24 protein-coding genes are annotated in these 25,138 nt (G+C 37.9%); 4 read left to right on the top strand and 20 right to left on the bottom strand.

Annotated features, from left to right (window positions below; translation table 11 throughout):
• Window positions 1–74: 74 nt before the first annotated feature.
• The 7 genes from tsaB to SJY23_RS02900 all read right to left on the bottom strand — a co-directional run bounded on the left by tsaB (window position 75) and on the right by SJY23_RS02900 (window position 8,134).
• On the bottom strand, window positions 75–752 hold the full coding sequence (gene tsaB, locus SJY23_RS02870; protein WP_396597371.1) for a tRNA (adenosine(37)-N6)-threonylcarbamoyltransferase complex dimerization subunit type 1 TsaB: 678 nt from the start codon (window positions 750–752) through the stop codon (window positions 75–77).
• Between the two features lie 3 nt (window positions 753–755).
• Entirely contained in the window at window positions 756–2,039 is a 1,284-nt protein-coding gene (locus SJY23_RS02875) for an efflux RND transporter periplasmic adaptor subunit (protein WP_035335659.1), read from the bottom strand.
• A 5-nt stretch (window positions 2,040–2,044) separates the two neighbouring features.
• Window positions 2,045–3,502 (bottom strand): TolC family protein, encoded by a 1,458-nt coding sequence (locus SJY23_RS02880; protein WP_396597372.1) that lies wholly within the window; start codon window positions 3,500–3,502, stop codon window positions 2,045–2,047.
• A gap of 139 nt (window positions 3,503–3,641) precedes the next feature.
• The gene (locus SJY23_RS02885; protein WP_035335657.1) at window positions 3,642–4,811 is read right to left on the bottom strand and encodes an efflux RND transporter periplasmic adaptor subunit; all 1,170 of its coding nucleotides are present in this window, start codon (window positions 4,809–4,811) and stop codon (window positions 3,642–3,644) included.
• A 22-nt stretch (window positions 4,812–4,833) separates the two neighbouring features.
• Complete coding sequence (locus SJY23_RS02890; protein WP_396597373.1) at window positions 4,834–6,093, bottom strand: ABC transporter permease; 1,260 nt, start codon at window positions 6,091–6,093, stop codon at window positions 4,834–4,836.
• A gap of 102 nt (window positions 6,094–6,195) precedes the next feature.
• On the bottom strand, window positions 6,196–7,440 hold the full coding sequence (locus tag SJY23_RS02895; RefSeq protein WP_396597374.1) for an ABC transporter permease: 1,245 nt from the start codon (window positions 7,438–7,440) through the stop codon (window positions 6,196–6,198).
• On the bottom strand, window positions 7,433–8,134 hold the full coding sequence (locus SJY23_RS02900) for an ABC transporter ATP-binding protein (protein ID WP_035335655.1): 702 nt from the start codon (window positions 8,132–8,134) through the stop codon (window positions 7,433–7,435). The genes SJY23_RS02895 and SJY23_RS02900 overlap by 8 nt, the downstream gene beginning before the upstream one ends.
• A 325-nt stretch (window positions 8,135–8,459) precedes the next feature.
• Here SJY23_RS02900 and SJY23_RS02905 point away from each other — a divergent pair, with 325 nt between their 5' ends.
• On the top strand, window positions 8,460–8,843 hold the full coding sequence (locus SJY23_RS02905; RefSeq protein WP_035335653.1) for a hypothetical protein: 384 nt from the start codon (window positions 8,460–8,462) through the stop codon (window positions 8,841–8,843).
• Window positions 8,844–8,937: 94 nt separating this feature from the next.
• A complete protein-coding gene (locus SJY23_RS02910) occupies window positions 8,938–11,157 on the top strand; it encodes a TonB-dependent receptor (protein WP_396597375.1) in 2,220 nt (739 codons plus the stop codon).
• A gap of 101 nt (window positions 11,158–11,258) precedes the next feature.
• Here the strand turns inward: SJY23_RS02910 and SJY23_RS02915 are convergent, their stop codons facing one another.
• The 9 genes from SJY23_RS02915 to cyoE all read right to left on the bottom strand — a co-directional run bounded on the left by SJY23_RS02915 (window position 11,259) and on the right by cyoE (window position 19,365).
• Window positions 11,259–13,760 carry a TonB-dependent receptor domain-containing protein gene (locus SJY23_RS02915; RefSeq protein ID WP_396597376.1) on the bottom strand — a complete coding sequence of 834 codons (2,502 nt, stop codon included), beginning with the start codon at window positions 13,758–13,760 and terminating at the stop codon, window positions 11,259–11,261.
• A gap of 154 nt (window positions 13,761–13,914) precedes the next feature.
• On the bottom strand, window positions 13,915–14,193 hold the full coding sequence (locus SJY23_RS02920) for a hypothetical protein (RefSeq protein WP_396597377.1): 279 nt from the start codon (window positions 14,191–14,193) through the stop codon (window positions 13,915–13,917).
• On the bottom strand, window positions 14,194–14,739 hold the full coding sequence (locus SJY23_RS02925; protein WP_396597378.1) for a DUF420 domain-containing protein: 546 nt from the start codon (window positions 14,737–14,739) through the stop codon (window positions 14,194–14,196).
• Window positions 14,740–14,742: 3 nt separating this feature from the next.
• Complete coding sequence (locus tag SJY23_RS02930; RefSeq protein ID WP_396597379.1) at window positions 14,743–15,477, bottom strand: SCO family protein; 735 nt, start codon at window positions 15,475–15,477, stop codon at window positions 14,743–14,745.
• Between the two features lie 13 nt (window positions 15,478–15,490).
• Entirely contained in the window at window positions 15,491–16,174 is a 684-nt protein-coding gene (locus tag SJY23_RS02935; protein ID WP_396597380.1) for a hypothetical protein, read from the bottom strand.
• A 130-nt stretch (window positions 16,175–16,304) separates the two neighbouring features.
• Window positions 16,305–16,688, bottom strand: coding sequence for a cytochrome C oxidase subunit IV family protein (locus tag SJY23_RS02940; RefSeq protein WP_035335642.1), 384 nt, complete (start codon window positions 16,686–16,688; stop codon window positions 16,305–16,307).
• A gap of 25 nt (window positions 16,689–16,713) precedes the next feature.
• Window positions 16,714–17,691, bottom strand: coding sequence for a cytochrome c oxidase subunit 3 (locus SJY23_RS02945; RefSeq protein WP_396597381.1), 978 nt, complete (start codon window positions 17,689–17,691; stop codon window positions 16,714–16,716).
• 120 nt (window positions 17,692–17,811) lie between these two features.
• A complete protein-coding gene (locus SJY23_RS02950) occupies window positions 17,812–18,393 on the bottom strand; it encodes a cytochrome c oxidase subunit 3 (protein ID WP_035335640.1) in 582 nt (193 codons plus the stop codon).
• On the bottom strand, window positions 18,394–19,365 hold the full coding sequence (cyoE, locus tag SJY23_RS02955; RefSeq protein WP_396597382.1) for a heme o synthase: 972 nt from the start codon (window positions 19,363–19,365) through the stop codon (window positions 18,394–18,396).
• Between the two features lie 75 nt (window positions 19,366–19,440).
• On the opposite strand from cyoE, the gene SJY23_RS02960 reads away from it, so the two are divergent.
• Both SJY23_RS02960 and SJY23_RS02965 read left to right on the top strand, forming a co-directional pair.
• Window positions 19,441–20,325, top strand: coding sequence for an MBL fold metallo-hydrolase (locus SJY23_RS02960; protein ID WP_396597383.1), 885 nt, complete (start codon window positions 19,441–19,443; stop codon window positions 20,323–20,325).
• Between the two features lie 8 nt (window positions 20,326–20,333).
• Window positions 20,334–20,708, top strand: coding sequence for a glyoxalase (locus SJY23_RS02965; protein ID WP_396597384.1), 375 nt, complete (start codon window positions 20,334–20,336; stop codon window positions 20,706–20,708).
• On the opposite strand, the gene SJY23_RS02970 is transcribed toward SJY23_RS02965, so the two are convergent.
• From SJY23_RS02970 to SJY23_RS02985, 4 genes are all read right to left on the bottom strand, one after another.
• Complete coding sequence (locus tag SJY23_RS02970) at window positions 20,705–21,121, bottom strand: hypothetical protein (protein WP_396597385.1); 417 nt, start codon at window positions 21,119–21,121, stop codon at window positions 20,705–20,707. The genes SJY23_RS02965 and SJY23_RS02970 overlap by 4 nt on opposite strands.
• Before the next feature lie 97 nt (window positions 21,122–21,218).
• Window positions 21,219–23,348, bottom strand: a complete 2,130-nt coding sequence (locus SJY23_RS02975; protein ID WP_396597386.1) for a gliding motility protein RemB — start codon at window positions 23,346–23,348, stop codon at window positions 21,219–21,221.
• Window positions 23,349–23,447: 99 nt separating this feature from the next.
• Window positions 23,448–24,239, bottom strand: coding sequence for an energy transducer TonB (locus SJY23_RS02980; protein ID WP_051583831.1), 792 nt, complete (start codon window positions 24,237–24,239; stop codon window positions 23,448–23,450).
• Between the two features lie 159 nt (window positions 24,240–24,398).
• On the bottom strand, window positions 24,399–25,127 hold the full coding sequence (locus tag SJY23_RS02985; RefSeq protein ID WP_035335633.1) for an energy transducer TonB: 729 nt from the start codon (window positions 25,125–25,127) through the stop codon (window positions 24,399–24,401).
• Between the last annotated feature and the right edge of the window lie 11 nt (window positions 25,128–25,138).

Below are 25,138 nucleotides of genomic sequence, written 5' to 3' on the forward strand. Positions count from 1 at the left end.
AAGCTCTTTCTTAAAAGTAAAAATCCCGTGATACAGTATTGTATCACGGGATTTTTTTTGCTTTGATAATAATATTACTTTGCCTTGGGCTTCCCTGCTATAAAATCTTTAAGATAGTAAGGTTCAAAATAAGCAACGTCTTCAAGATCGCTGGCTTCAAATTTTGACTGTGCTATGGCTGCCATTTGAGTTGATGAGGGTAACTCTCCTATTACAAACCTAGCATTAGGGTGCTCACAGATTTCTTGAAATTTTTCTACACCATTACCCACAAAGTGAACGATTCCTTTATCTAGATATTCTACAAAAGAGGTTTCATCTAGTATTTGCGCTTGGGTTTCTCTGTGACGGTTTCCATTATTATCAAAAACGGCACTGTATACTTCCATACGACGTGCATCAAGCATTGGTATGATGAGCTCGCCATCTGTTACAGATAGCTTCCGCGAAAGCGCACCTAAAGTATCTATAGATATAAGCGGCACATCAAGTGCAGCACAAAGTCCCTTTGCTGCCGAAACTCCTATACGAAGCCCTGTATAACTCCCTGGTCCTTTACTTACAGCAATAGCATTGAGCTTATCCTTAGTAACCCCTGCCGTATCAAGCACCTCTTTAATAAATACATGTAATCGTTCTGCATGAGAATACTTCTGAGCATTATCCTCCTGCATGGCTACCACGTTTCCATTAATAGACAAAGCCACCGAACAATTTGTGGTGGCTGTCTCTAGACATAAAATATGTGTCATTTTTTATTCTTCAGATTCGTTTTTTTCTCCTTTCACCTCAACTTTATCACCAGTTTTAAGTGTTTTTGTTACTAGACTATAAGGGCCTGTAATAATCTCATCACCTTCTTCAAGACCTGTTAAGATTTCGATTTTAGAGTCATCCTGTATTCCTGTAGTTACCACCTTCAATTTTGCCTCACCACCATTCTTGACGAATACACATTCAAATTTTTCCTCTGCTCCTGCTACACTTGTTGTAGACTTAGGCGTAGTGCTTCTTGTGGCACTCGTATCTGTTTTAACAACAATAGCACTTATTGGAGCTGCAAGAATATCATTACGCTTCTTTGTGATAATATCTACAGTAGCCGTCATACCTGGTCTAAATGGCGAGTACGTGTCCTTTTTTCCTTCTAACAAGTGCTTATAAGAATCCTCTAGAATACGCACCTTTACTTTAAAATTTGTAACCTGATCTGCAGTGAGCGTTGCTTGAGCAGAGTTTGCAATTTCTGTCACTACACCAGCAAATTTTGTTTTCAAATATGCGTCTACCTCTACTATGGTAGAATCTCCTATTGCGATTTTTACAATATCATTTTCATTTACATCTACCTCAACCTCCATGTTATTGAGGTTTGCTACACGTACGATTTCTGTTCCTGCCATTTGCGCAGTACCTACTACACGTTCTCCTAGCTCTACATTAAGCATAGAGATCGTACCATCACGTGGTGCAAAAATAGAAGTTCGCCCTAGGTTATCTGTAGCTTGCTTTACTTGAGCAGCTACGCTTTGTACGTTATAAAAAGCACTCTGACGATTTGCCTGTGCAATTTCTAGATCAGACTGTGCTCTCTCAAAATCTGCTTTTGAAATCACCCCTTTATCAAAAAGAGGCTTATTACGATCAAACGTAAGTTTTGCTTGGTTAAGACTAGCTTCTGCTTGTGATAATCCTGCACGGCTATTTTGTAGCGCTGCTCGGCTCTGGCTTACTGCTGCCTGTACCAAGTCTGGATTAATCTTTACAAGTAAATCTCCTTTTTTTACATCTTGACCTTCTTTAATAGGAAGGTCTATAATTTCTCCAGAAACTTCTGATGATAGCTTTACCTCTATCTCTGGCTGTATTTTACCTGTAGCTGCAACCGTCTCAATGATTGTTGCTCTCTCAAGCTTCTGCACCTCTACAGTCTTGAAGTTACCAGACTTACCGAAAGCTCCAGATTTTTTACCTGCAATAAGTGCTATTACTACAACAGCAACAACGCCTAGTACAATGAAAAGTGTTTTTTTACTCATGTTGGTTAGAATTTTAGTTCGGTAGCAGGAACTCCAAAATAGAGCTCTAACACCTTGATACGGAAAATATAATCATATTTAGCACGCGCAATCTCAATCTGTGCATTATCGTAACGCAATTTACTCTGGCTAAAGTCAAAAGCATTGGTAAGTCCTACATCGTAGCGATCTTTTGCGTATGCATAAGCTAGCTCTTGAGACTCAACAGCTATTTTGGCAGCCTCATAACTTTCTCTTGCAGCTTTTGCATCTGTGTATGCTTGATATACGGCAGTTCTAAGGTTTTGCTCTGCTAGTTCTTTTTGAAACTCAGATCGCATCACATTTACTTCGCTACGTTTTACTTGATTCTTTACACTAAACCCATTAAAAACCGGAACTCGCAAAGATAGCCCATAAGAGATACCATCATTGAGGTATAGTTGCTCTACAAATGGCAATGGCCCTATCTCGTCAACTCCAGTAATATTAGGAGACAAACTAGTTACAATATCACCAGTGTTACCCACAACTCCAATAGGATTTCCAGAATCAATAAAAGGATTGTCAGGATCTATAGAAGTATTAAAACCACTTGATCTATTAGACTCTCTCGTGTTATAATTAAAAAATGCATCTAGTGTAGGGTAAAATCCTGTCTTGCTTATTTCTAAATCTTTTTTGGCTATGGCTTCATTTTGAGCGGCAATCTTTAGATCATAACGTGTTTCTTTTGCAGTCTCTATGAGCACCTCTGCTTGTGTATCTAAGATTCCTTCTCCTTGCACTTCATATTCCCCTTCGGCGATATCAAAGTTTGCAAAATCTTTAATATTTAAAAGCTGAGCAAGATTTACAAGTCCAATAGAAACCGCATTCTCTGCAGCGACTATTCGTTGTCTTTCGCTAGCGTCTGTTGCTCTTATTTCTAATAGATCTCCTCGAGGCAACACACCTCCATCTACAAGTTCTTGTGTGCGTTCTATTTGTTCCTTAGTCACTGCGTTTTGAGCTACAATCACTTTTGTACTTTCCTTTGCGAGTAAAACTTGTAAGTAAGAAACCGCCACATTAAGCGCTACATCATCTTTAAGTTTAGCAATGTTATAATCTGCAGCTATTTTAGAGAGTTCTGCTCTATCAAGTACTTTATGATTTCTAAAACCATTGATTAATCGCACTCCAGAACTTACTCCAAAAGATGAGTTACGTGTTTGTTGCGTTTCTAAAACTCCAGTTAGCACGTTTTGCGTGAGACCCGTTTGCCAAGAGTTTGATGCCGTACCATTTAAAGTAGGCAAAAATGATCCTATTGCATCAGAGCGGTCTATTGCTGCAGTCTCTAGGTCTAACTCCGTTTGCTGGATGTTAATGTTATTATCTATCGCATATTGCACGCATTCTTGCAGGGTCCACTTCTTCTCTTGACTGTAAGTCGTAAGAGCGAGTAACGCTGTCATACAAAATAAGATGGCTTTTTTCATAATCTTGATTGATGTCCAATATGACTATTGAAACGGTTATATGTTACAAAAACTGTTAATTATTTTTTTTGAGTAGCTGTTACGCTTTCACGAAAGCGCATTTAAAAACACCTCTATACTCCTATAAACAAAGGATTACCTACCCTCTACCTCCTCCAAATCCAGTAGGAATTTTAAGTTGGTTCCACACCTTAATATTATCTTCTGCGGTGATACCGCTCTTTACTTCTACAAAAATACCATCGCTCACGCCTACCTCAATATCACGACGTTCAAATTCTTGATCACCCGTAGCGACCTCAACAAATGGCTTTTTAGTCTTAGGATCATATTGTACAAGTGCCTCTTTTATGGAAAGAACATCTGTTGCTTTCTCGAGGATAATACTTGCATTTGCACTCAGCCCTGCTCTAATAAAAGTATCTGAGTTTGTACGATCTAGTGTTCCTTTTATTTCAAACTGGATAGCTCCATTTTCGGCTACGCCCTTAGGTGCTATATAATCAAGAGTTGCGTTAAAAGTCATATTTTCTATCGCCCCTACGGTAATTTCTAATGGTAAATCTTCTTTTATTTTGCCTACTTCACTCTCGTCTACCTTTCCTTCAAAAATCATTTTATCTACATCTGCAAGCGTTGCAACCGTGGTTCCATCATTAAAATTATTGGCTTCAATCACTTGGTTTCCTGTTTTTACAGGCACATCTAGAATCATCCCAGTAATGGTGGATCTTATTTGAGTAGTGGCAGCATTACCAAGACCACTAGTAGTTCCCGTTTTAATAATATCGTAATTTTGAGAAGCACTCGTAAGATTTACTTGCTCCTGCTTTACACGCTGTTGCGCCTGGTTATATGCATTTTGAATCCCATCAAAATCATTTGCAGAAATCACTCCTTTATCAAAGAGCGCCTTCTGACGGTCGTAAATACTCTTTTGGTTTGCCAGAGCAAGCTTTGCTGTTTCAACTCCCGTGCGTGCTCCTGCAATATTATTCTTTGCATTAGTAAGTGATGACGCATTAGGCACCACCTCAATTTGAGCAATAAGATCTCCAGCTTTGATATTATCTCCAGCCTCTACATAAATCTCTTTAATGATTCCAGACACGTTAGGCTTGATAAGTACTTCTTCCTTAGGAACAATGCTTCCAGTTGCAACCGTTTTCTTAACAATGGTACGACTAGTGGCTTGTTCTGTAGTATAAACAATAGGGTCTTGCTTATCTTTTGTGTAGATATACCAAATGCCTGCTGCAAATAATATGACGATTACAATAAGTGTAATAATGGTTCCTGTGCGTTTCATGGTATGAATGGTTGATTGTGTTTTATTCTATTCTTAATGCGTCTATAGGCTTCATTTGTATTGCCCTTGATGCCGGAATAAATCCAGCTAGTAATCCTGAAACTATCAGGATAGCAAGTGCAACAAAAATGACATTTATATTTACCGATGGGTTTGCAAAATTATCTACTTTTCCCACTTGGTCTAAGATGGTATTCATCACCCAAATAAATCCAGCGGCAACTGCTATGCCTGCCATTCCAGAGATGATAGTAAGCACTAAAGATTCTTGCAAAATCTGAGATTTAATCTCCCATGGAGTCGCTCCTAACGCTCTGCGCACACCTATTTCCTTAGTACGTTCTTTTACTACAATAAGCATAATATTACTTATTCCTATAACTCCAGACAGCAATACAAGCGACCCCACAAAATAGCCTACAAAGGTGAGGATAGAGAATAGCCCCATCACACGACCATACGCTTCAGATAGATCAAAATGACCTATCGCTCGTTTATCATCAGGGTGTATAGAGCGCTGCTCTCTCATGGTTGCAAATACTTGCTCCTTAATGTCTGTAATGTTGACGTCTTCACTAGCAGTTATTGCCATCCATCCTACGTTATCACCTCTATTAAAAGCTTGTGAAAATGTGGTAAAAGGAACGAAAATAGTATTTGCATCTTCCTCTGCGTCTCCGCTACTTTTTGGGTTTTTAAAAGTGCCCACCACTAAAAAATTGACACCATTTATTTTAATGTAGGTATTGAGAACATCTTCTCCATTATCATACAAACCCTTCACTACGTCTTCTCCTATGACACAAATTTTACGTTTTTCATTAATATCAGAATATGATATGTAACGCCCAGAAGTAATGTCTTGAGGCTGTTGTTTTATAAATTCTGGATAATCTCCATAGATACTAAAAGCTCCAGTTTTTTCATTGCGAGTCACATTATTTGCCCCATTAAAACCTCCCAGCTGATTGCGTGGTGAGATATATTTAAGCTCTGGATACTTCTCTCTAAGGACCTCTACATCTTCAAGTTTAAAACTAAATCTCCTTCCCTTAGGTAATCCCTTGTACGATATGGACGTTCCTTGCGACCACATAAACATAGAGTTTGTAGCAAAGTCACCAAAATCTGCCGAGACACCATTCTTAAGTCCGTTGGTTAATGCTAGTAGCAACACCAATATTAAGATTCCCCAGAATACACCAAATGCTGTAAGTAACGTACGAAACTTATTTGCATTGAGGGCTTCTAATATTTCATTCCAGCGGTCTTTGCTAAACATCTTGTTATACCTTGTAAAGGTGTTTTTAATTAAACGTTAGTTCCTCCTTTTATAGTGGGAGTATTTTATGTGTACGCTTTCGCGAAAGCGTAATAGTTAATTTTATTCGTCTCTTAATGCTTCTATAGGTCTAATATTTGCCGCTCTTCTCGCAGGAATGTATCCCGCTAATGCTCCTGCAACAATTAATATTATCACTGTCGAAATTGCTGTTGTAAAATCTACTTGAGGAAACTTAATAAAGTCACTATCTATTTGTGGCCCTATGAGTTCTAATAAACCTACACCTAGAAACAAACCTAAAAATCCTGCAATTGCCGTAATAAATATAGACTCCTGTAGTATCATCCCTATAATAGAATTAGGTAAGGCACCCAGCGCCTTTCTCACTCCTATTTCTTTAGTTCGCTCTTTAACAATGATGAGCATGATGTTACTCACTCCTACTACACCAGCGATAATAGTTCCTATACCTACAAACCAAAAGACCATACGTATGGTGTCAATAAGGCTATATATTTTTTGTGCTTCTTCTAGATTATAACGCACGCGTACCGCGCTTCTATCATCTGGTGATATCTGATAGCGTGACTTAATCTCATCTTCAATACCCTGACTCACTGCTGCAGATAGTGCTACGGCCTCGTCAAAATTGTCGGACATTTTAACGGTAAATGCCATGGAACGCAATTTGTCTCCAGCATTAAATACTCTTTGCGCTGTACTAAGCGGAATGAAAATGCGAGATTCCTCGCGTTCACCACCGGGATCTGTAAAGACTCCTGCAACAAGAAAATTAATACCACTTATCTTAATGGTTTTACCGATAGCATCTTCTGCTTTAAAAAGATCATTTTTTACTTTTTGACCTATAATAGCCACTTTGACACCTTCGTCTTGATCTTTTTGAGTGAGAAATCTACCTGCAGATAGTGTTGCATTTTCTATAAACTGCTGCCCATAATTTGCTCCTTCTATACGATAATTACCAGACTCGTTGCCATAGTTCACTTGGCCTCCCCAGATATTATATAATCCAGTTTTATGCTCTAAAGCCTCACCAAATTTTGTGTTGACATTTTCATAATCACTATTATGCATCTGGATACGCCTACCAGGATTAAGACCTGCATATTCCTTTGTAGTGACGCCCGTCCACACATTTACACGACTTTCGGCATCTTGAGCAAATTGAGTTTTAACACCTTTTTGAATTCCTGTACTAAAACCAAGTAAGATTACTAGGATAAAAATCCCTGAAGCCACAGATAGACCTGTAAGAAATGTACGAAGTTTGTTTTTTCCTATGGTCTCAAAAATTTCTTGCCAGCGTTCTACATCAAACATGATTGATTGCCTTTACTTGATTTACGAGTGTGTCATCTATAATACGACCATCTTTTAAGTTTACGATGCGTTTAGTCATCTCTGCAATATCTGGCTCGTGGGTAACAATTAAGATTGTTTTACCTTCATCATTGATACCCTGTATAAGATCCATCACCTCATAAGATGTCTTTGTATCCAGTGCTCCCGTAGGCTCATCTGCTAGTAATACTTTTGGGTCACTCGCTAGTGCTCGCGCTATCGCTACGCGCTGCTTCTGCCCTCCAGACATTTCGCTAGGTAAGTGTGTTGCCCATTGTGCAAGACCTACTTTTTCTAGATAATGCATGGCTCTATCTGTGCGCTCTGCGCGCTTCATGCCTTGATAGTATAACGGCATAGAGACGTTATCTAAAGCATTCTTATAATTGATAAGATTAAAAGACTGGAAGATAAATCCTAAGAATTTATTGCGGTATTGGGCTGCTATTTTTTCATTGAGGTTTTTGATAGGGACATTATCTAGCGTATAATTACCCTCATCTGCCTCATCCAGCATTCCTAGTATATTTAAAAGCGTCGATTTTCCAGACCCAGAAGATCCCATGATTGAAACTAACTCTCCCTCTTTTACAGAAAAGTCTATACCCTTAAGAACGTGAAGCGAGTTGCTCCCCATCTGATACGATTTGTGAAGGCCATTTATTTCAATCATAGTCAATGGTTTATAACAATATTAACGTTTACCAACTTAAATACTGTGAATTTCTTGTTAAGACTATCTGCGATACAAGCAAGTCTTTACGCTGTAAAATGTATTGAATAGACTGTTTTTGAGAATTTCTGTTACACAAACATATGTTAGTGTTTTGTTAAAGATAATTTTATGCTTTCGCGAAAGCGTAACCCTTATTTTCTTAAACTATTCTTAAAACGAAACCCTCGAGGTCATATTACCGTAAGTTCTATAGTAGATTCACACATACAAACTGAAAACTAACCATTACATATCATCCATTACCAAAACTATCGCCTTTTGCATGGCGGTCTTTTGCTTGCTATCTCCTGTACAAAAGGTGGTTTTCCAGCTTGCACACAATATTGAACATGCCATCGCGCAGGACAATCATGACAACCCACCACATCACCACGAGACTCCAGCTAGCAATCACCATGGGAATGATGTTGCTACACACCACAGTCACCGTGCTCTTACTTTTCTTAAATTGGTTTTTAACGATAATGACCAACAGCCTGAGCATTTTAAAAGCGACGAAAAATATAATACAGACAAACAATTGTCACAAACCTATTACCCTACTCTAGCAAGTACTACTCCTATTGAGATAGTACATAACTGGTGGTATCTAGAGAAAAAGTACACTTCACAAAGAGATTTGGTTATACAGCCTCCACGGCTGTAGTATTCTCACTATGGAATACTGTTTTTATACTCGTCTATCGCTAGGCTAGTCATATAAACACGCACAAATACATTCAAATCTCAAATAAAATTATATGAAATTCTTTCTTGGAGCTATCACGATGCTCCTTATTATCCCATTGTACGGCCAGTCAATTAAAGGTGTGGTACTAGATGAAAATGCTAGCCCAATAGAAAATGCAAATATCTTTAATAAAGAATCGGGACAGCACGCACATACGAATGCGACAGGCTTCTTTAGTATCCCTAAAACAAAAGTAGGCGACTCTCTATATTTTTCTAGCCTAGGCTATGAAACCCTTCTTTATTTATTATCAGAAGGTGAAAAACAGTTACAAATTAAGCTTGAGCCTAAGTCATTATCACTTGATCAAGTTCTCATCGTATCTGAAGTAAACCAACTAAGTAAAATTGTAGATATAGACGTTCAAAACAATCCTGTAAAATCATCACAAGAAATATTACGCAAGGTACCTGGACTAATTATAGGCCAGCATGCAGGGGGAGGAAAAGCAGAGCAAATTTTCTTACGTGGTTTTGATATTGATCATGGTACAGACCTCGCGCTTAGTGTAGACGGACTACCTGTTAATATGGTCTCTCACGCCCATGGACAAGGATACTCAGACTTGCACTTTGTAATACCAGAAACTATACAGAATATAGAATTTGGCAAAGGTCCTTTTAATGCTCAGCAAGGTAACTTTGCAACAGCGGGATATATTGACCTTAAACTTAAAGATGTTGTAGAAGACAATTTAATTACTCTTGAAGTTGGCCAATTTAACACTCAGCGCCTTTCGGGTTTATTCCCCGTGCTTAATAAAGAGTATAGCTCGTTATACTTAGCATCAGAGATATACCTTACTGATGGGCCTGTAGACTCACCACAGAACTTTAATCGTCTTAACTTGATGAGTAAATATATTTATGCCAAACCAGGAGAGGAAGAGCTAGACATTACATTATCACACTTTCAAAGTAAATGGGATGCCTCTGGCCAGATACCACAAAGAGCTGTAGATGCTGGATTAATAGGCCGTTTTGGAGCAATAGATGATACCGAAGGTGGTACTACGAGTAGAAGTAATATCTCTCTTAACTACACAAAAAACTTAAATGATAGTGACTCTTTTAAGACCAATGCCTTTTTATCAAAATATGATTTTGAGTTGTATTCAAACTTCACCTTCTTTCTAGAGGACCCCGTAAATGGTGACCAGATAAGACAGCACGAAGACCGCGTATTAATGGGTGTTCAAAGTTCTTTTGAACGTAAGGATACAGAGGTTGCTGGTTTTAATCTAGATTATCAAACGGGTGTAGGTTTTAGATATGATGATGTGAATGATGTAGAATTGTCACGCACAAGGAATCGTCGTGAGACACTAGAAAATCTATCCTTAGGTGATGTGGATGAACTCAACGCATTTGGTTACTTTAATGCCGAATTTAAAAAAGGAGATTGGAACATTAATCCGTCTGTACGCTTAGACTATTTTAAGTTTGACTATGTGAATGAGCTAAGTCCTGTTTATGATAATCGCAGCGAAAACAAGGTAGCCTTTAGCCCTAAGCTTAATGTGATTTACACACCGTCTACTACATTTCAATATTTCCTTAAAACTGGTATAGGCTTTCACTCTAATGACACACGCGTAGTTGTAGCAAATGAAGGTGAAGATATTTTACCAGCGGCTTATGGTGTTGACATAGGTACTATTATTAATCCGGCAGACCGTCTTGTGGTCAATGCTGCATTATGGAGCTTATTTCTAGACCAAGAGTTTGTATATGTAGGTGATGCAGGAATTGTAGAACCTAGTGGACGCTCTCGCAGAGTGGGTATTGAGCTAGGTGCTAGATACCAGTTTAATGATTGGTTATACGCATACTCAGATGTAAACTACACGTATGCTAGGAGCACAGACGAACCTAATGGAGCAGATTTAATACCACTCGCACCAGACTTTACGGCAGTAGGAGGAATTAATGTAGATAACTTAGGTGCATTTTCTGGATCGCTTTCTTACCGCTATATCGACGATAGAGCAGCAAATGAAGACAACTCCATCGTAGCAGACGGTTATTTTGTTACAGATATGAATCTCAACTATAAAGTAAAAAACTGGACGTACGGAATTGTGATCGAAAATTTATTTGACACTGAATGGAATGAAACTCAATTTGCCACAGAAAGTAGATTGTTTAATGAAACACAGTCTGTAGAGGAGATTCACTTTACACCTGGTGTTCCTTTCTTTTTAAGAGGAAAAATCTCGGTTTCTTTCTAGACAAATGATTTGTTTTATGACATAAAAAAGTAAAGGTGGACGGTTATACCGTCCACCTTTTTTTATTGGGAAAATTACGCTTTCGCGAAAGCTAAAAAAGTCTACCCTTCAAAATCATCTTCTCCTTCACCACCACCTCGGCTACCACGCTCACGTTTCTTCTTTTGATTAAATCTATAAGTAAAAGCTAGATTAACAGAGCGGACTCTAAATTGGAACTCACTATCACTTGTAAAAGAATCTGTGGTAGTAAGTGATTGTCTCTTACTTGAATTAAATACGTCGCTCACGTTTAAAGCAAGTGTCGCGTTATCATTAAGTATGTCTTTACTAAATGCTAGGTTTGTAAATAAGAAACCTTCTGTATCTGTCTGTGCATTGTTGCTAGGACCTCTGTAGAAGATATTAGTTTGCCAGTCAATTTTATATGGTAAGGTTACTTTTGCACTTCCTCTTGTAAAGAAGCTAAAGTTACTAGCCCCATAATCTACACCATTAAAAGAACCGTTTGTTTCAAATAAGAATGCATTTGCACTCAAGTTTAATCGCAACCACTTATTAGGATTGTACAGAACACCTAGTTCTGCTCCATAACGCTCGTTTGTACTTAGGTTAATAGGAAGTGTTCTAATGATAGGCACTCCATTTGCAGTTACTAGTCCTGTATCTTCTTGGATACGCTCAAAAGAATCTGTCTCATACTGGTAGTATACAGATGAGGTAAGTGTCAATTTATCCCATCTTTTTAAGTATCCTAGATCATATGCACTTGCAAATGATGGAACAAGATCCGGGTTTCCTTGGAAGATGTTTGCTTCACTTGAACGCGATGGGAAAGGATTAATAAAACGACCTCTTGGTCTGTTAATACGTCTGTTATAGCCTAAGGTGATATTCTCACGCTCATTAAACTCATAAGTAAGATTTAATGTAGGAAATAAACCATCTGTTTGGTTGTCAAAATCAAGATTAGTCCCTAGTGGATTATCATCAGAAATTACTGCATCTACAGTACCTTGCTGTCTTGTGTTTTCATAACGAAGTCCCGCTAAGAAAGAAAAATCACCAAACTTATCTCCATACTGTGTATAGATTGCGTGTACATCTTCTTTGTAAGTAAAAATGTTAGACAAGCCGTCATCTCTTATAAATGTACCACCTGCAACATCTTCTTCTAGAAGTGTGTAATCTGTTTCTGTTTCTTCAAAGTTTCCTCTATATCCTATCTCAAACTGAGCAGTCTCACCTATAGGTCGCACATAATCTATTTGCGCTAGGTATTCAGTTTGATCTTCAATCTGAGTTATGTCTTCTGTAGGCAGGTTTTCTAAAGTTGGGAAAGAGTTGAACTCTGTAATAACAGAAGTTTCTGTTTCCTCATCTCTCGCATATTGTAAAGCTGCGGTGAGCTCATGTCCAGACTCATCAAACTTTGTAATCGAATTAAGAGAGAATTGATAGGTCATGTCCTCTTCATTCTCGCGCTCAAGTCTCGTTCTAGAGACTGTCAATTCATTATCTGGTGTAAACTCATTTGTAAAGTTATCTGTACCAGAATCGTTATCTCCTAATCTTAAGAAACCACTTGCAGTTACAGATGTTTTTTCCGTTAGAAAATACTCAATACCTAAGTTAGTATTAAACCCTCCACGATTTCTATCAAAATCTCGATCCTCTCTAAGAATACGATCTATCTCGCTTGTAAAAGTCTGCTCACCATCTGCTCCTATTTCTGATGCAAAATATTGATTTTCGGCAGAAGCGTTTCCTGGAGAAGTACGTTTACTATACCCTGTTGTATTAAAAATATTAAACTTATCTGTTCTTAGGTTTATATTTCCTGTGATTCCGTAACGTTCTGGGTAGCCTACATTAGTCTGTATAGAACCATTAAGACCTAATGTTTTCTCTTTCTTAAGTATAATGTTAAGTATACCAGCCGTTCCTTCTGCATCATAACGAGCAGATGGAGATGTAATCACTTCTACACGTTCAATGGCATCTGCTGGTAATTGGCTCAACGCATCTACAGATCCAAAGCCTGCAATTGCAGATGGCCTACCATTAATTAAAATACGCACGTTTCCATTACCTCTTAAGGCAATAGCTCCATCTACATCTACCGTAACAGATGGCACATTACTAAGTGCATCACTTACCGTCGCACCACTAGTGGTAAGATCCTTTCCTATGTTATAAATCTTTTTATCCAGTCGCACTTGAACTTCTGTAGTTTCTGCACGCACAATCACTTCATCTAGAGATTGAGAATCTATGGCTAGTGTCTGTGTAGGTAAGGTAGTGTCCTTAATAAGACGTTGAGCAGAAAGCACTTTTGTTTCAAACGAGATAAACTCAAACTTCACATCATATACGCCTGCTGGTAATTCTATACTGTATTTTCCAGAAGGGTCTGTGATTCCTCCTGTTACTACTTTACCATCTGCAGTAGCAAATGATACTGTTGCATACTCTAGAGGTATGTTTGTCTCTGCCTCCATTACTGTACCAGTAATAATAACATCTGGCCGATTTCCTGCAGGTCGCTGTGCTACGGCGACTAAAGAAAATGATAGCAATAAAAGGGTAATAATATTTTTCATCCGTTTGATAGTTTGGTTCTAAAATTAGACACGCAAATTACGGATGGGTTTAGTCGGGTAGTCCTAAGGTTTTGTTAAAGAATAACAAGTATTAAACCTTGGAGTAACTAGAGGAAAAATCAACTGAGAGCAAGTGAGGTGAAAACAGCAACTTTTATGACTCAATATGCTCTTCTTGTGACTCACTAGAAGCGTTTTTTCTAGATTTATAAACGAAATAGAAAACACCACCCACAAGGATATATGGAATTACCATAAGGTATTTTATTCCATTGTTTATTCCTTTGGCAGTACTATTATCTTCCTCAGATTCTAGGACTGCACGACACATGGCACACTGAGTAGTAGATGCTGCCACTGTTGCATTTAAGTCCGCTTTCGCGAAAGCGCAACAGAAAAACAGAACAACTAGTACTTGTTTAAGATTTTTCATCTAGTGAACGTAATAAGGAGAAATCATTAAATACACAATAACACCAGTAATTGCAACGTACAACCATATAGGAAAAGTGATGCGTGCTAGCTTTCTGTGTTTATCAAAACGCTCTGCAAGTGCTCTTACATATGTAAACAATACCAATGGTATGATAATTATAGATAGTGCAATGTGCGTTATCAAAATAAAGAAATACACATAACGTATGATACCCTTACCGCCAAAACTTGTAGAGTCTGATGTCATGTGATAAGCAACGTACATCAATAAAAACAAGACAGATAACCCAATGGCAGTCTTCATCAAACGCTCATGAAGTGTGCGATTTCCATTTTTGATGGCGCGCACCGCTAGTATCAAGACAATAGCTGTAAGTCCGTTTATAGTGGCATATACAGGAGGTAAAAACGTAAGGGGTTCTACATCTATACCGTAATCCTTAAGCTTAATCCCAAATAATATTGCAACGGCTATAGGAATCACTATGGATAAAATAATAATCCAAACTCTGTATTTCTTTTCTGTAGGGTTAAGTGTACTCATAATCTATTTAAGTAATTTCTGTATGTCTTCAATAAGTATATCTATCTCTGGTGTTTCTCCTCCTTCTGGCACGTTCTCATTCATAGGGACAAAACCTCTGTAATAAGGTTTAGCATTACCATATGGGTCTAATCTAGAACGTATGAAGCCATTTTGATCAATGAGTGCAAAAAGTCCTGAGTGGTATAAGTCACTCTCATCTCCTTCTTCATTTGTCGCAAGATAGAAACCTTCATTAGAAAGCTTTCTAATAACAGAGCGATCACCCGTCATGAAGTTCCAATTAGGGTTAGTTACTCCATATTCCTCCTGATACTTCTTAAGTACTGCTGGCTGGTCATGTTCTGGATCTATAGAGAAAGAGGCAATCCCAAAATCATCGCGTCCTTCAAATCTCTTTGATATTTCAATCAAATTATGACTCATAGGGATACAAATATCTGTACATCTCGTAAAGAAAAACTCTACTAGGTATACTTTGCCTTTGTAATCTGCATTTGTAATGGTATCGTTATCTTGATTTACAAATGAAAACGGTGGGACTTTTCTATCTACTCCACCTTGATTAATATAGATTAAACCGTCTGGTGCATCATTAATCTTCTCACCACCTTCTTGATGCATTCTACCACCGCGAGAGACATCGTCATTTGCTATGCGCTTGTAAATCTTTGGAATTACAATGATCCCAAAAATGAGCACGATGGTAGCTATTCCTATATATGTATTTTTTCTCATGCTTTAATAGCTGTTACTTGTTTTCTCTGCGTTGCTCAATCTTAGGACTGGCATTATTATTCTTTTTAAGCGCAAGTCTGTATTCGGCTAGTAGTATTTTTACGTCATCCTTAAGGTAACCCATTTCTACGGCTTGTGTAAAATCATAACCATACACATTTGCTTTCTTTTCCTCGTGACCAGAACGTAAAGCTCTTGCCTTATCTATTACAAAAACATTAGGATGCCCACCATCATTCATCATAGATAGTGAAGTACCTAGGCTATTAAAATGTTCTTGAGTTTGTTGCTTTGATGCCACGATGAAGCGCATTTTTGACGTGTCAAAAATACGTGATAATTCTGCTCTTAAATTATCTATCACTTCTTCACTTCCTTGGTTTACAAATAAAACCAATTGAAAATCTCTATAACGCTCAAAGTATTTGAATATCATTAAATTCAAATTTGCCGTATACCCTTCATTGCTTTTAAGCCCATCACCTAGATAACCAACTAAAGTTATATGATCATCAAATGTAAGCGGAGCTTCAGGTGTTGCTTCTGTTCTAATTTCTTGGTCTGCATACATACTTATATCTGCTACCTCTGGGGTAAGTAAGGGTAAGTTTGCAAAGTTGTAAACTCCGGACGCAAAGAAGAGATAGATAAGCACTGGTAGTACAAAAAGCGATATGAGAACGATTTTCTTTTTCATGTTTACAAAGATAATTCTCAAGAAGTAATCGAGCTTATAATTGGTTTCAATTTTTATGAAATAACGCTTTCGCGAAAGCGTAACTACAAGACATAAAAAAAGCGACTCGAAAGTCGCTTTTAATTATTTATTAGAAATTCCAGCTCTGGAATCCTGTGTTGTAAACTTCAAAGATATAATCACCTTCTGTAAGTAATATGAATACTAAGTAGCAAATAAGAAAGATACCTGTCCAAACTACTGCTCTACGTAATCCTTTTACTTCGTCACGCATGTGCATGAAATCCCAAGTAATATAATACGCCTTTACAATAGTAAGAATTATAAAGATCCAGTTAAGGAGTTTCATTCTTATAAATGTAGTTTCAAGTAAAAACTCAGGCTTTATAATACCTAGAACAACTTCTACAGCTGTGATAATAGAGAGAAATATTAATACTCCCCAAATCTTCTGAATGTTATTCTTGAACTTTAATGTTCCTCTAAATATTGCAAGTTTATGTTCGTGTGCCATAATATATAATAGTCTGAAAGGTAAATTAAACTAGGTAGAAGAATGTAAATACAAATACCCATACAAGGTCTACAAAGTGCCAGTATAAACCAACCTTTTCAACCATCTCGTAGTGTCCTCTTCGCTCGTATGTTCCAAGAACTACGTTAAAGAAAATAATGATATTAATCATTACACCAGAAAATACGTGAAAACCGTGAAACCCTGTAATAAAGAAAAAGAAGTCTGCAAAGAGTGGTGCTCCATATTCATTGTGAATAAGGTTTGCTCCTTCTACTACAAGTTTTCCATCCTTAGCTAGTTTGGCAAGAGACTCTTCTCTTGACAATACGGTCTTTTCACCGTTTTCTGTAAGTGTCTGTATACGTATCAATGCATTAGGCGTAGCTTCAAAACCAGCTTTTACCTCTTCAATTGAGTATGTAGTAGGTGCTGGCTCATCTGAAAACCAAACTCCATTTTTATTAAGGTGTTGCTCACGTTCTCCTACTTCCGTAATTGCAAAGTCACGAAGCGCCATACGGTTACCGTCTGTATCAACAAACTGAAGTATCTTACCTCCTTTTGTTTCTACTGCTCCAAAGTCACCTTTAATAAAAGTAGCCCATTCCCATCCTTGTGATCCCACGAAGATGATACCACCTATGATGGTAAGGAACATGTAAAATGCTACGCTTTTATGCTTTAAGTGATGTCCAGCATCTACAGCAAGTACCATAGTTACAGAAGACATAATCAACACAAACGTCATAAACGCTACGTATATCATAGGGAAATTCCCGTGTATGAAAGGTACGTGTGTGAATACCTCGTCGGCTATTGGCCAAGCATCAATAAATTTAAATCTTGAAAAACCATATGCGGCTAGAAAGCCAGAAAAGGTTAATGCATCTGATAAGATGAAAAACCACATCATTAGTTTTCCGTAGCTCGCTCTTAGTGGTTGATTACCACCACCCCAAGTTGTTCCCTCGGCGTCGTTGTTTGTCACTGTCGTGTCCATTCGTAAGAATTGGTTAATTTAATGGTTGCAAAAATAAGTATTTTATGTTCAGATATCAACACTGAACCATCGATTTATAATCGTTTTAGATACGTTACGATATAACAATATACCGCTAGTCTACTTTGTAACAAATAAAAGCACAAATAAAAACACCCAAAGAATATCTAAAAAGTGCCAAAACGTGACCCCTAGTGACAATCCCAAATGTTCAGTCGCTGAGTATTTACCTCTTAAATGGTTGATAATTACCGTAATTAAAGATATAAAACCAGCGATTAAGTGTGCAATATGAACCGCAATTATAAGAAAGAAAAAGGTAGTTGTAATATTACTAGATGCGCCTGTAAAGTAATAACCTTGCTCTTGAAAAGCACTAAAGCCAGCAAACTGAGAAACCACAAATCCTATTCCTAGCGCTAGCGTTAGCATTAAAAATAAGGTTCCCATTGATTTTTTACCGCTTATAATAGCATTTTTGGCAAGATGTATCGTGATACTACTTATTATGATTAACACAGTAGAAACTATAAGCGCCTGAGGAAAGTCATAGTTTTCTAACCAATCACGGCGCTCCATACTTACGATATATGCACTCGTAAGCCCTGCAAAGGTCATACATAAACTTATAATCCCAAACCACAACATCTGCTTTTTTGCGCGATCCTGCTTTAACTTTTCACCTCCTTGAGTATAATCCATCTATCTTAAAAATTTATCTATTACAAAAACAATTTGAAGTAGTGTGATGTAAGTCACACTTGAAAGCATTAGTCGTTTGGCTGTTTTTGCATCTCTGTTTTGGTACAATTTTATTGCCCAATACAGCATAAATAATCCTAGTGCCCCAACTATAATAGCAGACACAGGCGTTAAAAATAAATCTCCAGTCACCCCAAATGCAGGTATTATTGAGATAAGTACTGTCCATACCGTGTATAAAACGATTTGAACTGCAGTCCCTTTATCACGTTCTCCTGTAGGTAACATAGCAAAGCCTCCTTTTTTATAGTCATCAAAAAGAAACCATCCTATTGCCCAAAAGTGAGGGAACTGCCAGAAAAATTGTATCATAAATAACGTCCCAGGCTCTATCCCAAAATCGTTAGTAGCAGCAACCCAACCTAACATGTAAGGTATCGCTCCTGGAAATGCGCCTACAAAAACAGATAAAGGTGTCTTCGTTTTTAAGGGAGTATATAACAGTACATACATAAATATAGAAATCCCTCCAAACATAGCTGTCTGAGGATTTATGTAATACAAAGTACCTAAACCTAGAATCGTAAATGTAATTGCTATTAGGAGTGCCTTTTGTTTAGACATCCTTCCTGAAGCTACAGGCCTATTTTTTGTGCGATCCATCAAGGCGTCTAGATCTTTCTCTAGCACCTGATTATACGCATTTGACGCGCCTACCATAAAGTAACCTCCTACAGCTAGCAGCAATACAATAAACCAGTCTATCTCTGTGGCTCCAAGAAAATATCCTGCAACACTAGAAAACACTACGCTTATAGATAAACGCATCTTTGTGATTTCTTTAAAATCGTACCAGGCAGAGTAGGTATTCGTATGTATGGCGACGTCGCTCAAAGACAGTAGGTTTAGCAATTTTTTAAGTGGTGCAAAGATACTGCCCAAAAGGAATCTGTACAACAAAACGACAACCATAATAGGTTGTTAAAATTACGCTTTCGCGAAAGCGCAACTACATCAATACGACTACCTTTATAAAAAAACTCAAAAATGAAACACTTTACACTCATTATCATCGCACTAATAACTGCTGCAGCTACTGCACAAGGACGTTTTGACGATGTACAAATTACTGTTGAAAAAGTTACAGATCACATCTATATGCTTCAAGGAGCTGGCGGAAACATAGGGATTTCTACTGGAAAAGATGGCGTTTTTATGATAGATGATCAGTTTGCACCTCTGAGCGAGAAAATAACTGCTGCTATTAAAACTATATCTGACCAGCCAGTGAGTTTCTTGGTAAACACTCACTTTCATGGTGACCACACTGGAGGAAATGCAAATTTTGAGGCCGCTGGAGCAATGATTGTAGCTCACGATAATGTACGCAAGAGATTAGCAGCCGACGAGAAAACAGCTAGCGCGGGACTCCCAGTAATCACTTTTAGTGAAGATGCTACTTTCTATCAAAATGACGATGATGTATTTTTAACCCACGTACACAATGCCCACACAGACGGAGATGCGCTTGTTTATTTTGCTCAGAGCAATGTGCTACATACTGGAGACACCTTTTTTAACGGTAACTTCCCTTTTATTGATACAAATCGCGGCGGGAGTATTCAAGGAGATATTGATGCAGCAAAGAAAGGACTTATGCTTATCAATGAGGATACTAAAATAATTCCTGGTCACGGTAAGCTAGCAACCAAAGCAGATTATCAAAAATATCACGATATGCTAGTAGACGTTTACACTTCAGTTCTCAAAGCTATGGAAAGCAATAAAACCCTTGAAGAAGTAACCGCAATGGAGTCAATCACATCTGAATATCTTACAGACGAAGCGTCTGCAAAGAGCTTTATTACTGGCCCAAAATTCAGAAGCACTGTTTATAAAAGTATCTTAGAGAATATTGAGATTAAGAAATAATATACCTTATGAACCCTATTGCTAAATCCATTAGACCTTTTATAGGTGCTGCAGACTTTGATTCCTCAAGAAGGTTTTACACTTCCATTGGTTTTAAGGAAACAGTAATCTCCCATAATATGTCACTATTCACAATGGATGACTTTGGGTTTTACTTGCAAGATGCTTATGTAAAAGACTGGATAGACAACACGATGGTATTTCTAGAAGTACAACATCTAGATGAATATCTCACACACCTCGAGTCGCTTGATTTGGCTACATTATTTAAAGGCGTTAAGATTTCAAAAATTGTTGAGAATGACTGGGGAAGAGAGTTTTTCTTACACGATCCATCAGGAGTCTTGTGGCACATTGGGTCGTTTACAAATGACCCGTCTTAATCTACAATATACTCTACAGAATCATACACCAAAGCCGACCAACCATAGTCGGCTTTTTGTTTGTTGAACTTTAGGCCTATTAACTGCGCACCTTGATATCCTTTAGTTTTATCTATTTCAATATGATTTGCATCTTCCTCTGAAATTATTAAGCATAACTTCCCGCAGAATGCACTACCATAAGCAGTAACTACAAGATAATGTTGCCCAAAGATTTCCTCGCGCGTTTCATAATAATAATCAACTTCTGGGCTTTCCTTTATCAAGCGATAGAGCTCTGCTTGATATTCATTACTATTATATGAGTTTGCAGCAAGTATGTGATTCCGTTGCGTGCTTTGACAGTTCTCTTCTTGACAAGAACATAAGAAACACAGCACTATCATCCCCAAAATGGTGATTCTAGATAACATATCGTTTAAGTGATTGATGAAGTAGTTTCTTATCTAGAGTTATAACGACTTCATAACCGCAAATATTACACAATCACTTAACAACGCTAGCTAGATTTTAATAATCATAATACCAATTAAACAAATCTGTTCTAAAACCTATGTTTAGCCATAGCGTGCTAGTATCAAATGTATTTGGCGCATCTTGAATATCTGCGGTTACATTACGATAGATAGGGTTTGCATACACTTTTAAGTTGGTTGCAGGGTTTATCAAATATCCTAACTCAAGATCTGCATACAGGCTATTAACCTTATTTCCTTGAAAAAATGCAATCCCATCATCTGATGGTCTATTCTCATCATTGCCATAAATACTTCCCCCGTAATATACTTCATTGATATCTCCTATCTCAACACCTCGAGCTCCCACAATAAGTTTTGCTGTCCCATACCATCGTTCTCTTTCATAACGAGCAATCCCAATAAGCTCTTTAAAATTTGCTCCCCATTGATGTGCTAGCGACTGGTTTGCATGCCCATAGTTAAGTTGGATCTCATTATTAGAATACACATAAGGACGCACTTGATTATACTCCCCTTGCAATGTCAAATTCTTAACCCCAAAAGCATCATAATACTTTGCACCTATCTGGAAGCCTTGTTTGTTTTTATAGCTTTGATTTCCGCCTATCACATCACTAGCCGAAAACTCATCTATCACAACTTGACCATATACATTTACACGGTCATTTACTTTGTACTTACCCGTAAGACCTATAAGTGCATTACCACCGCGTGAACCTGTAGAAAACTCTATTGCTCGGTAAAAAATCACTGGATTTAAGAAATTAAAATCAAAGCCTCTTCCATTTTCATCTTCCCATATTACAGATTCAAAAAGTCCCACATTAAGTTTCTTACTTAAGTTCCAACTTAGATAATGGTTACTCATAAACTTGGTCCTAAAGGCACCGTCTGCTGTGGTTTCTGGACGCACATCACGCAGTGATGTCCACGTATTTGTGTACTTAAATTTCCAAAAGGTCGTATTGAGTTTTAAATATGGGAAATAACTCGCATTATCACTAAGCAATAGCGATCTGTAACCATCTCCTATAAACTGCTTTCCATGACCTAGCTGAATATTAAAATACTTGCTAGGTGTGTATGAAATATAACCTTCGGCTACTGGGTAGTCTAAGTCTCCATTTGTGCCTTCCTTTGCAATACCACGACCGGGCACCACCGCAGGATTACCACCATCTGGTCTTAGTGACCTAGCAAAGGCATCAAAGTATCGAGGAAAACGACCCTGACTCTCATATACAGCAGCAAAAAAATTAAGCTTCTTCCCTAAGCCACCTTGAATATAAACTGCACGAGTGTTGTTATAGGTGAAACTATCAGACTTTAACTTGTCGGTTTCATATCCCAATTGCAAATCGGCTGCGGGGTCTAGGGTAATCCAGTAATCCTCTCCCTGTATTTGCACCATATGCTCGTTAGACCATTTTCTCCCAAACCATGTTTTCTTTTCTTTCTTGAGCGCATCTGTCTTCTCCTGAAAATTATAATATGGATTTACAGTTTGATACAGATAAGGTTTACTTGCCGTATGCGCATTAGTCCCTACAAGATTCAACTCTTGATCAAACCTACTATAAACCTGATGCGAGAAAGGAATATTCAGCTGACTCGTATACTCGTTTGCTGGATTGAATTTTTGATTTTGAATACGATCATATTCATCCTGCATTGGATTTTTAAGCGGTGTTTCTTTTTTTGCTTTCGCGAAAGCGTCACCCTCAATATCACCACTATTCATCTCACCTATTTTATTACGTGACAGTGGCAACAGCACAGGCATTGTAAATTGCATATAGGTAGGCTCGCCGTTATAAGTTGCAGGCTCAACTGCAGGTAGTTTACTAAAAACCTCTTGCGCCGAAGTCTTAAGCGACGCAAAGACCGCATCTGTATACAGCAGCTTAAAAGCACCCTCCCGAGTAACTTCAAACAAAATCACCATCTTACCCTCATAATTCTCCTCCTTAACCTCTGCCGGGACTTCAAGATTATCTATTATAAAGGAAATAAAAGTTTCATTAAAACAAGCCGCAACTTCGCTCACTGGCAAGTCGGCACATTCTGGAAAAACTGGGTATTTTTCATAATCACTAGTGGTTACCTGAGCGGTAAGACTACAAGTAGCGAAAACGAACAAAAGAAACACATATTTATGCATGGATGTAGGCGTAATAATTGCGCACGAAAGATAGGGTTTTATACACAAAAAATCCCGTTACGAGAGGTAACGGGATTATAGTAGAAATGTTCTTATAATTTAATCTTCTATTTGAAATGAGATGGGTAATGAAAAAAGGACCGTTACATTCTTACCAGCTTGTTTTCCAGCAGTCATATCTGGCAATAACTTTGTAACTCGCAACGCTTCTTCTTCAAGTTTTACATGCGGAGCCTTGGCTTTTACATCTACTACTTTTCCAGTCGCATCGATTTTAAATGTCACAAAGATTCTATTTACTCCAGAAAGTCCTAGACCTTCTCCTCTTTCTGCTCTAAATTTTTTAGACACAAATTTGGAAATCTTTGTACTCATACAGTCTCGGCGCTCGTCATTTGAGCTTAAACCTTCACAACCTGGAAAAAGCGGAACGGTCTCAATAGCAATAAAAGGAACCGTCTCCGGCACTATAGGCTCCTCTACTTCTGTGACACTATTAGGGTCTACCATTTTAGTATCATCAAGCTCAGAATCTGATGTAAGATCTTCTAATAAATCTTTTACATCTTCTTCTTGCTTCACAATATTGTCAAGCACTTTAGGTTCTTGCTGCTTTTTAGGCTGCACCTTTTTCTTGACTTTCACCTCCTTCTTCTCTACCCGGACTTCACCCATCGTATAGACTTCGTCATAACTTTCGGTGGGCTCAACTACTGCAAAATCCTTTTCTAAAGTGCGCATTTCGATAAAAAAGATGGACGCTAGAAGTGCTAAGATTAACCCAATTTGAAAATGAAGCGTGGGATTTCTTCGTAAATTTGCCTCATGCTTGCGGCTTGATTTGTACACGCTGTTTTGGCGAACAGCAGTACCTTCTTTGGAATTTTCCATAAGATATAGTTTTAAAAATGTTGAACAATTCTTAAAACGAATCAATAAGCAAGCCAAAATTGAGGTCACCTTCTGGAGGCCTCTTTTTTTATAGTATAAAACATAAAAAAAACCATCTCATTAATGAGATGGTTTTTTTTATTTAAAAGTCTTTATGACTTAGTCTTCTACTTTAAATGTAATAGGTAATGAGTATAATACTCCTACTGGCTTACCACGTTGCTTACCTGGTGTCATTTTAGGTAATAACTTAATTACACGCTCTGCTTCTGATGCAAGACGTGGGTGTGGTGCACGAGATCTGATGTTTACGATTCTTCCAGTTTTATCAATTTTAAAACTAACAAAGATTCTGTTTATACCAGATAGACCTAAATCTGAACCTAACTCAGTGTTGAACTTCTTGTTTACAAGCTTGCTCACCTTTTCAGACATACAGTTCTTACGATCGTTGTTGTTAGTCATAGACTCACAACCTGGAAAAATAGGCACATTTTCAATAACTGCAAATGGTACATCTGCAATCTCCTCTTCCTCTTCTACAATCTCTACATCCTCTACTTCAACGATTTCCTCTTCGGCATCTGTTTCTGTAGACTCTATAACTGTCTCTTCTATTTCTTCTTCATCCTCTACTACCTCAATAACTTCCGGCGCTGGTGGCGGCGGTGGTGGTGGCGGTGGCGGTGGTGTATTCAATTCCGTGATGGGAATTTCTTCGTCGTCTAGATCATCTAGATCGAGCTGACCAATATCAATAGCCACATCATCATAAGTCTTCCACTCAATGGTGATGTACGTTAGTGCGAGCACTGCAATGAGTCCTAGCTGAAAAAACAGCATGCTTCTCTTGCGAAGGTCTGCTTTGGGATTTTTCTTGGGTTCCATAATTAAAGTAT

Source organism: Dokdonia sp. R86516 (assembly GCF_044596715.1).
Lineage (GTDB): Bacteria > Bacteroidota > Bacteroidia > Flavobacteriales > Flavobacteriaceae > Dokdonia.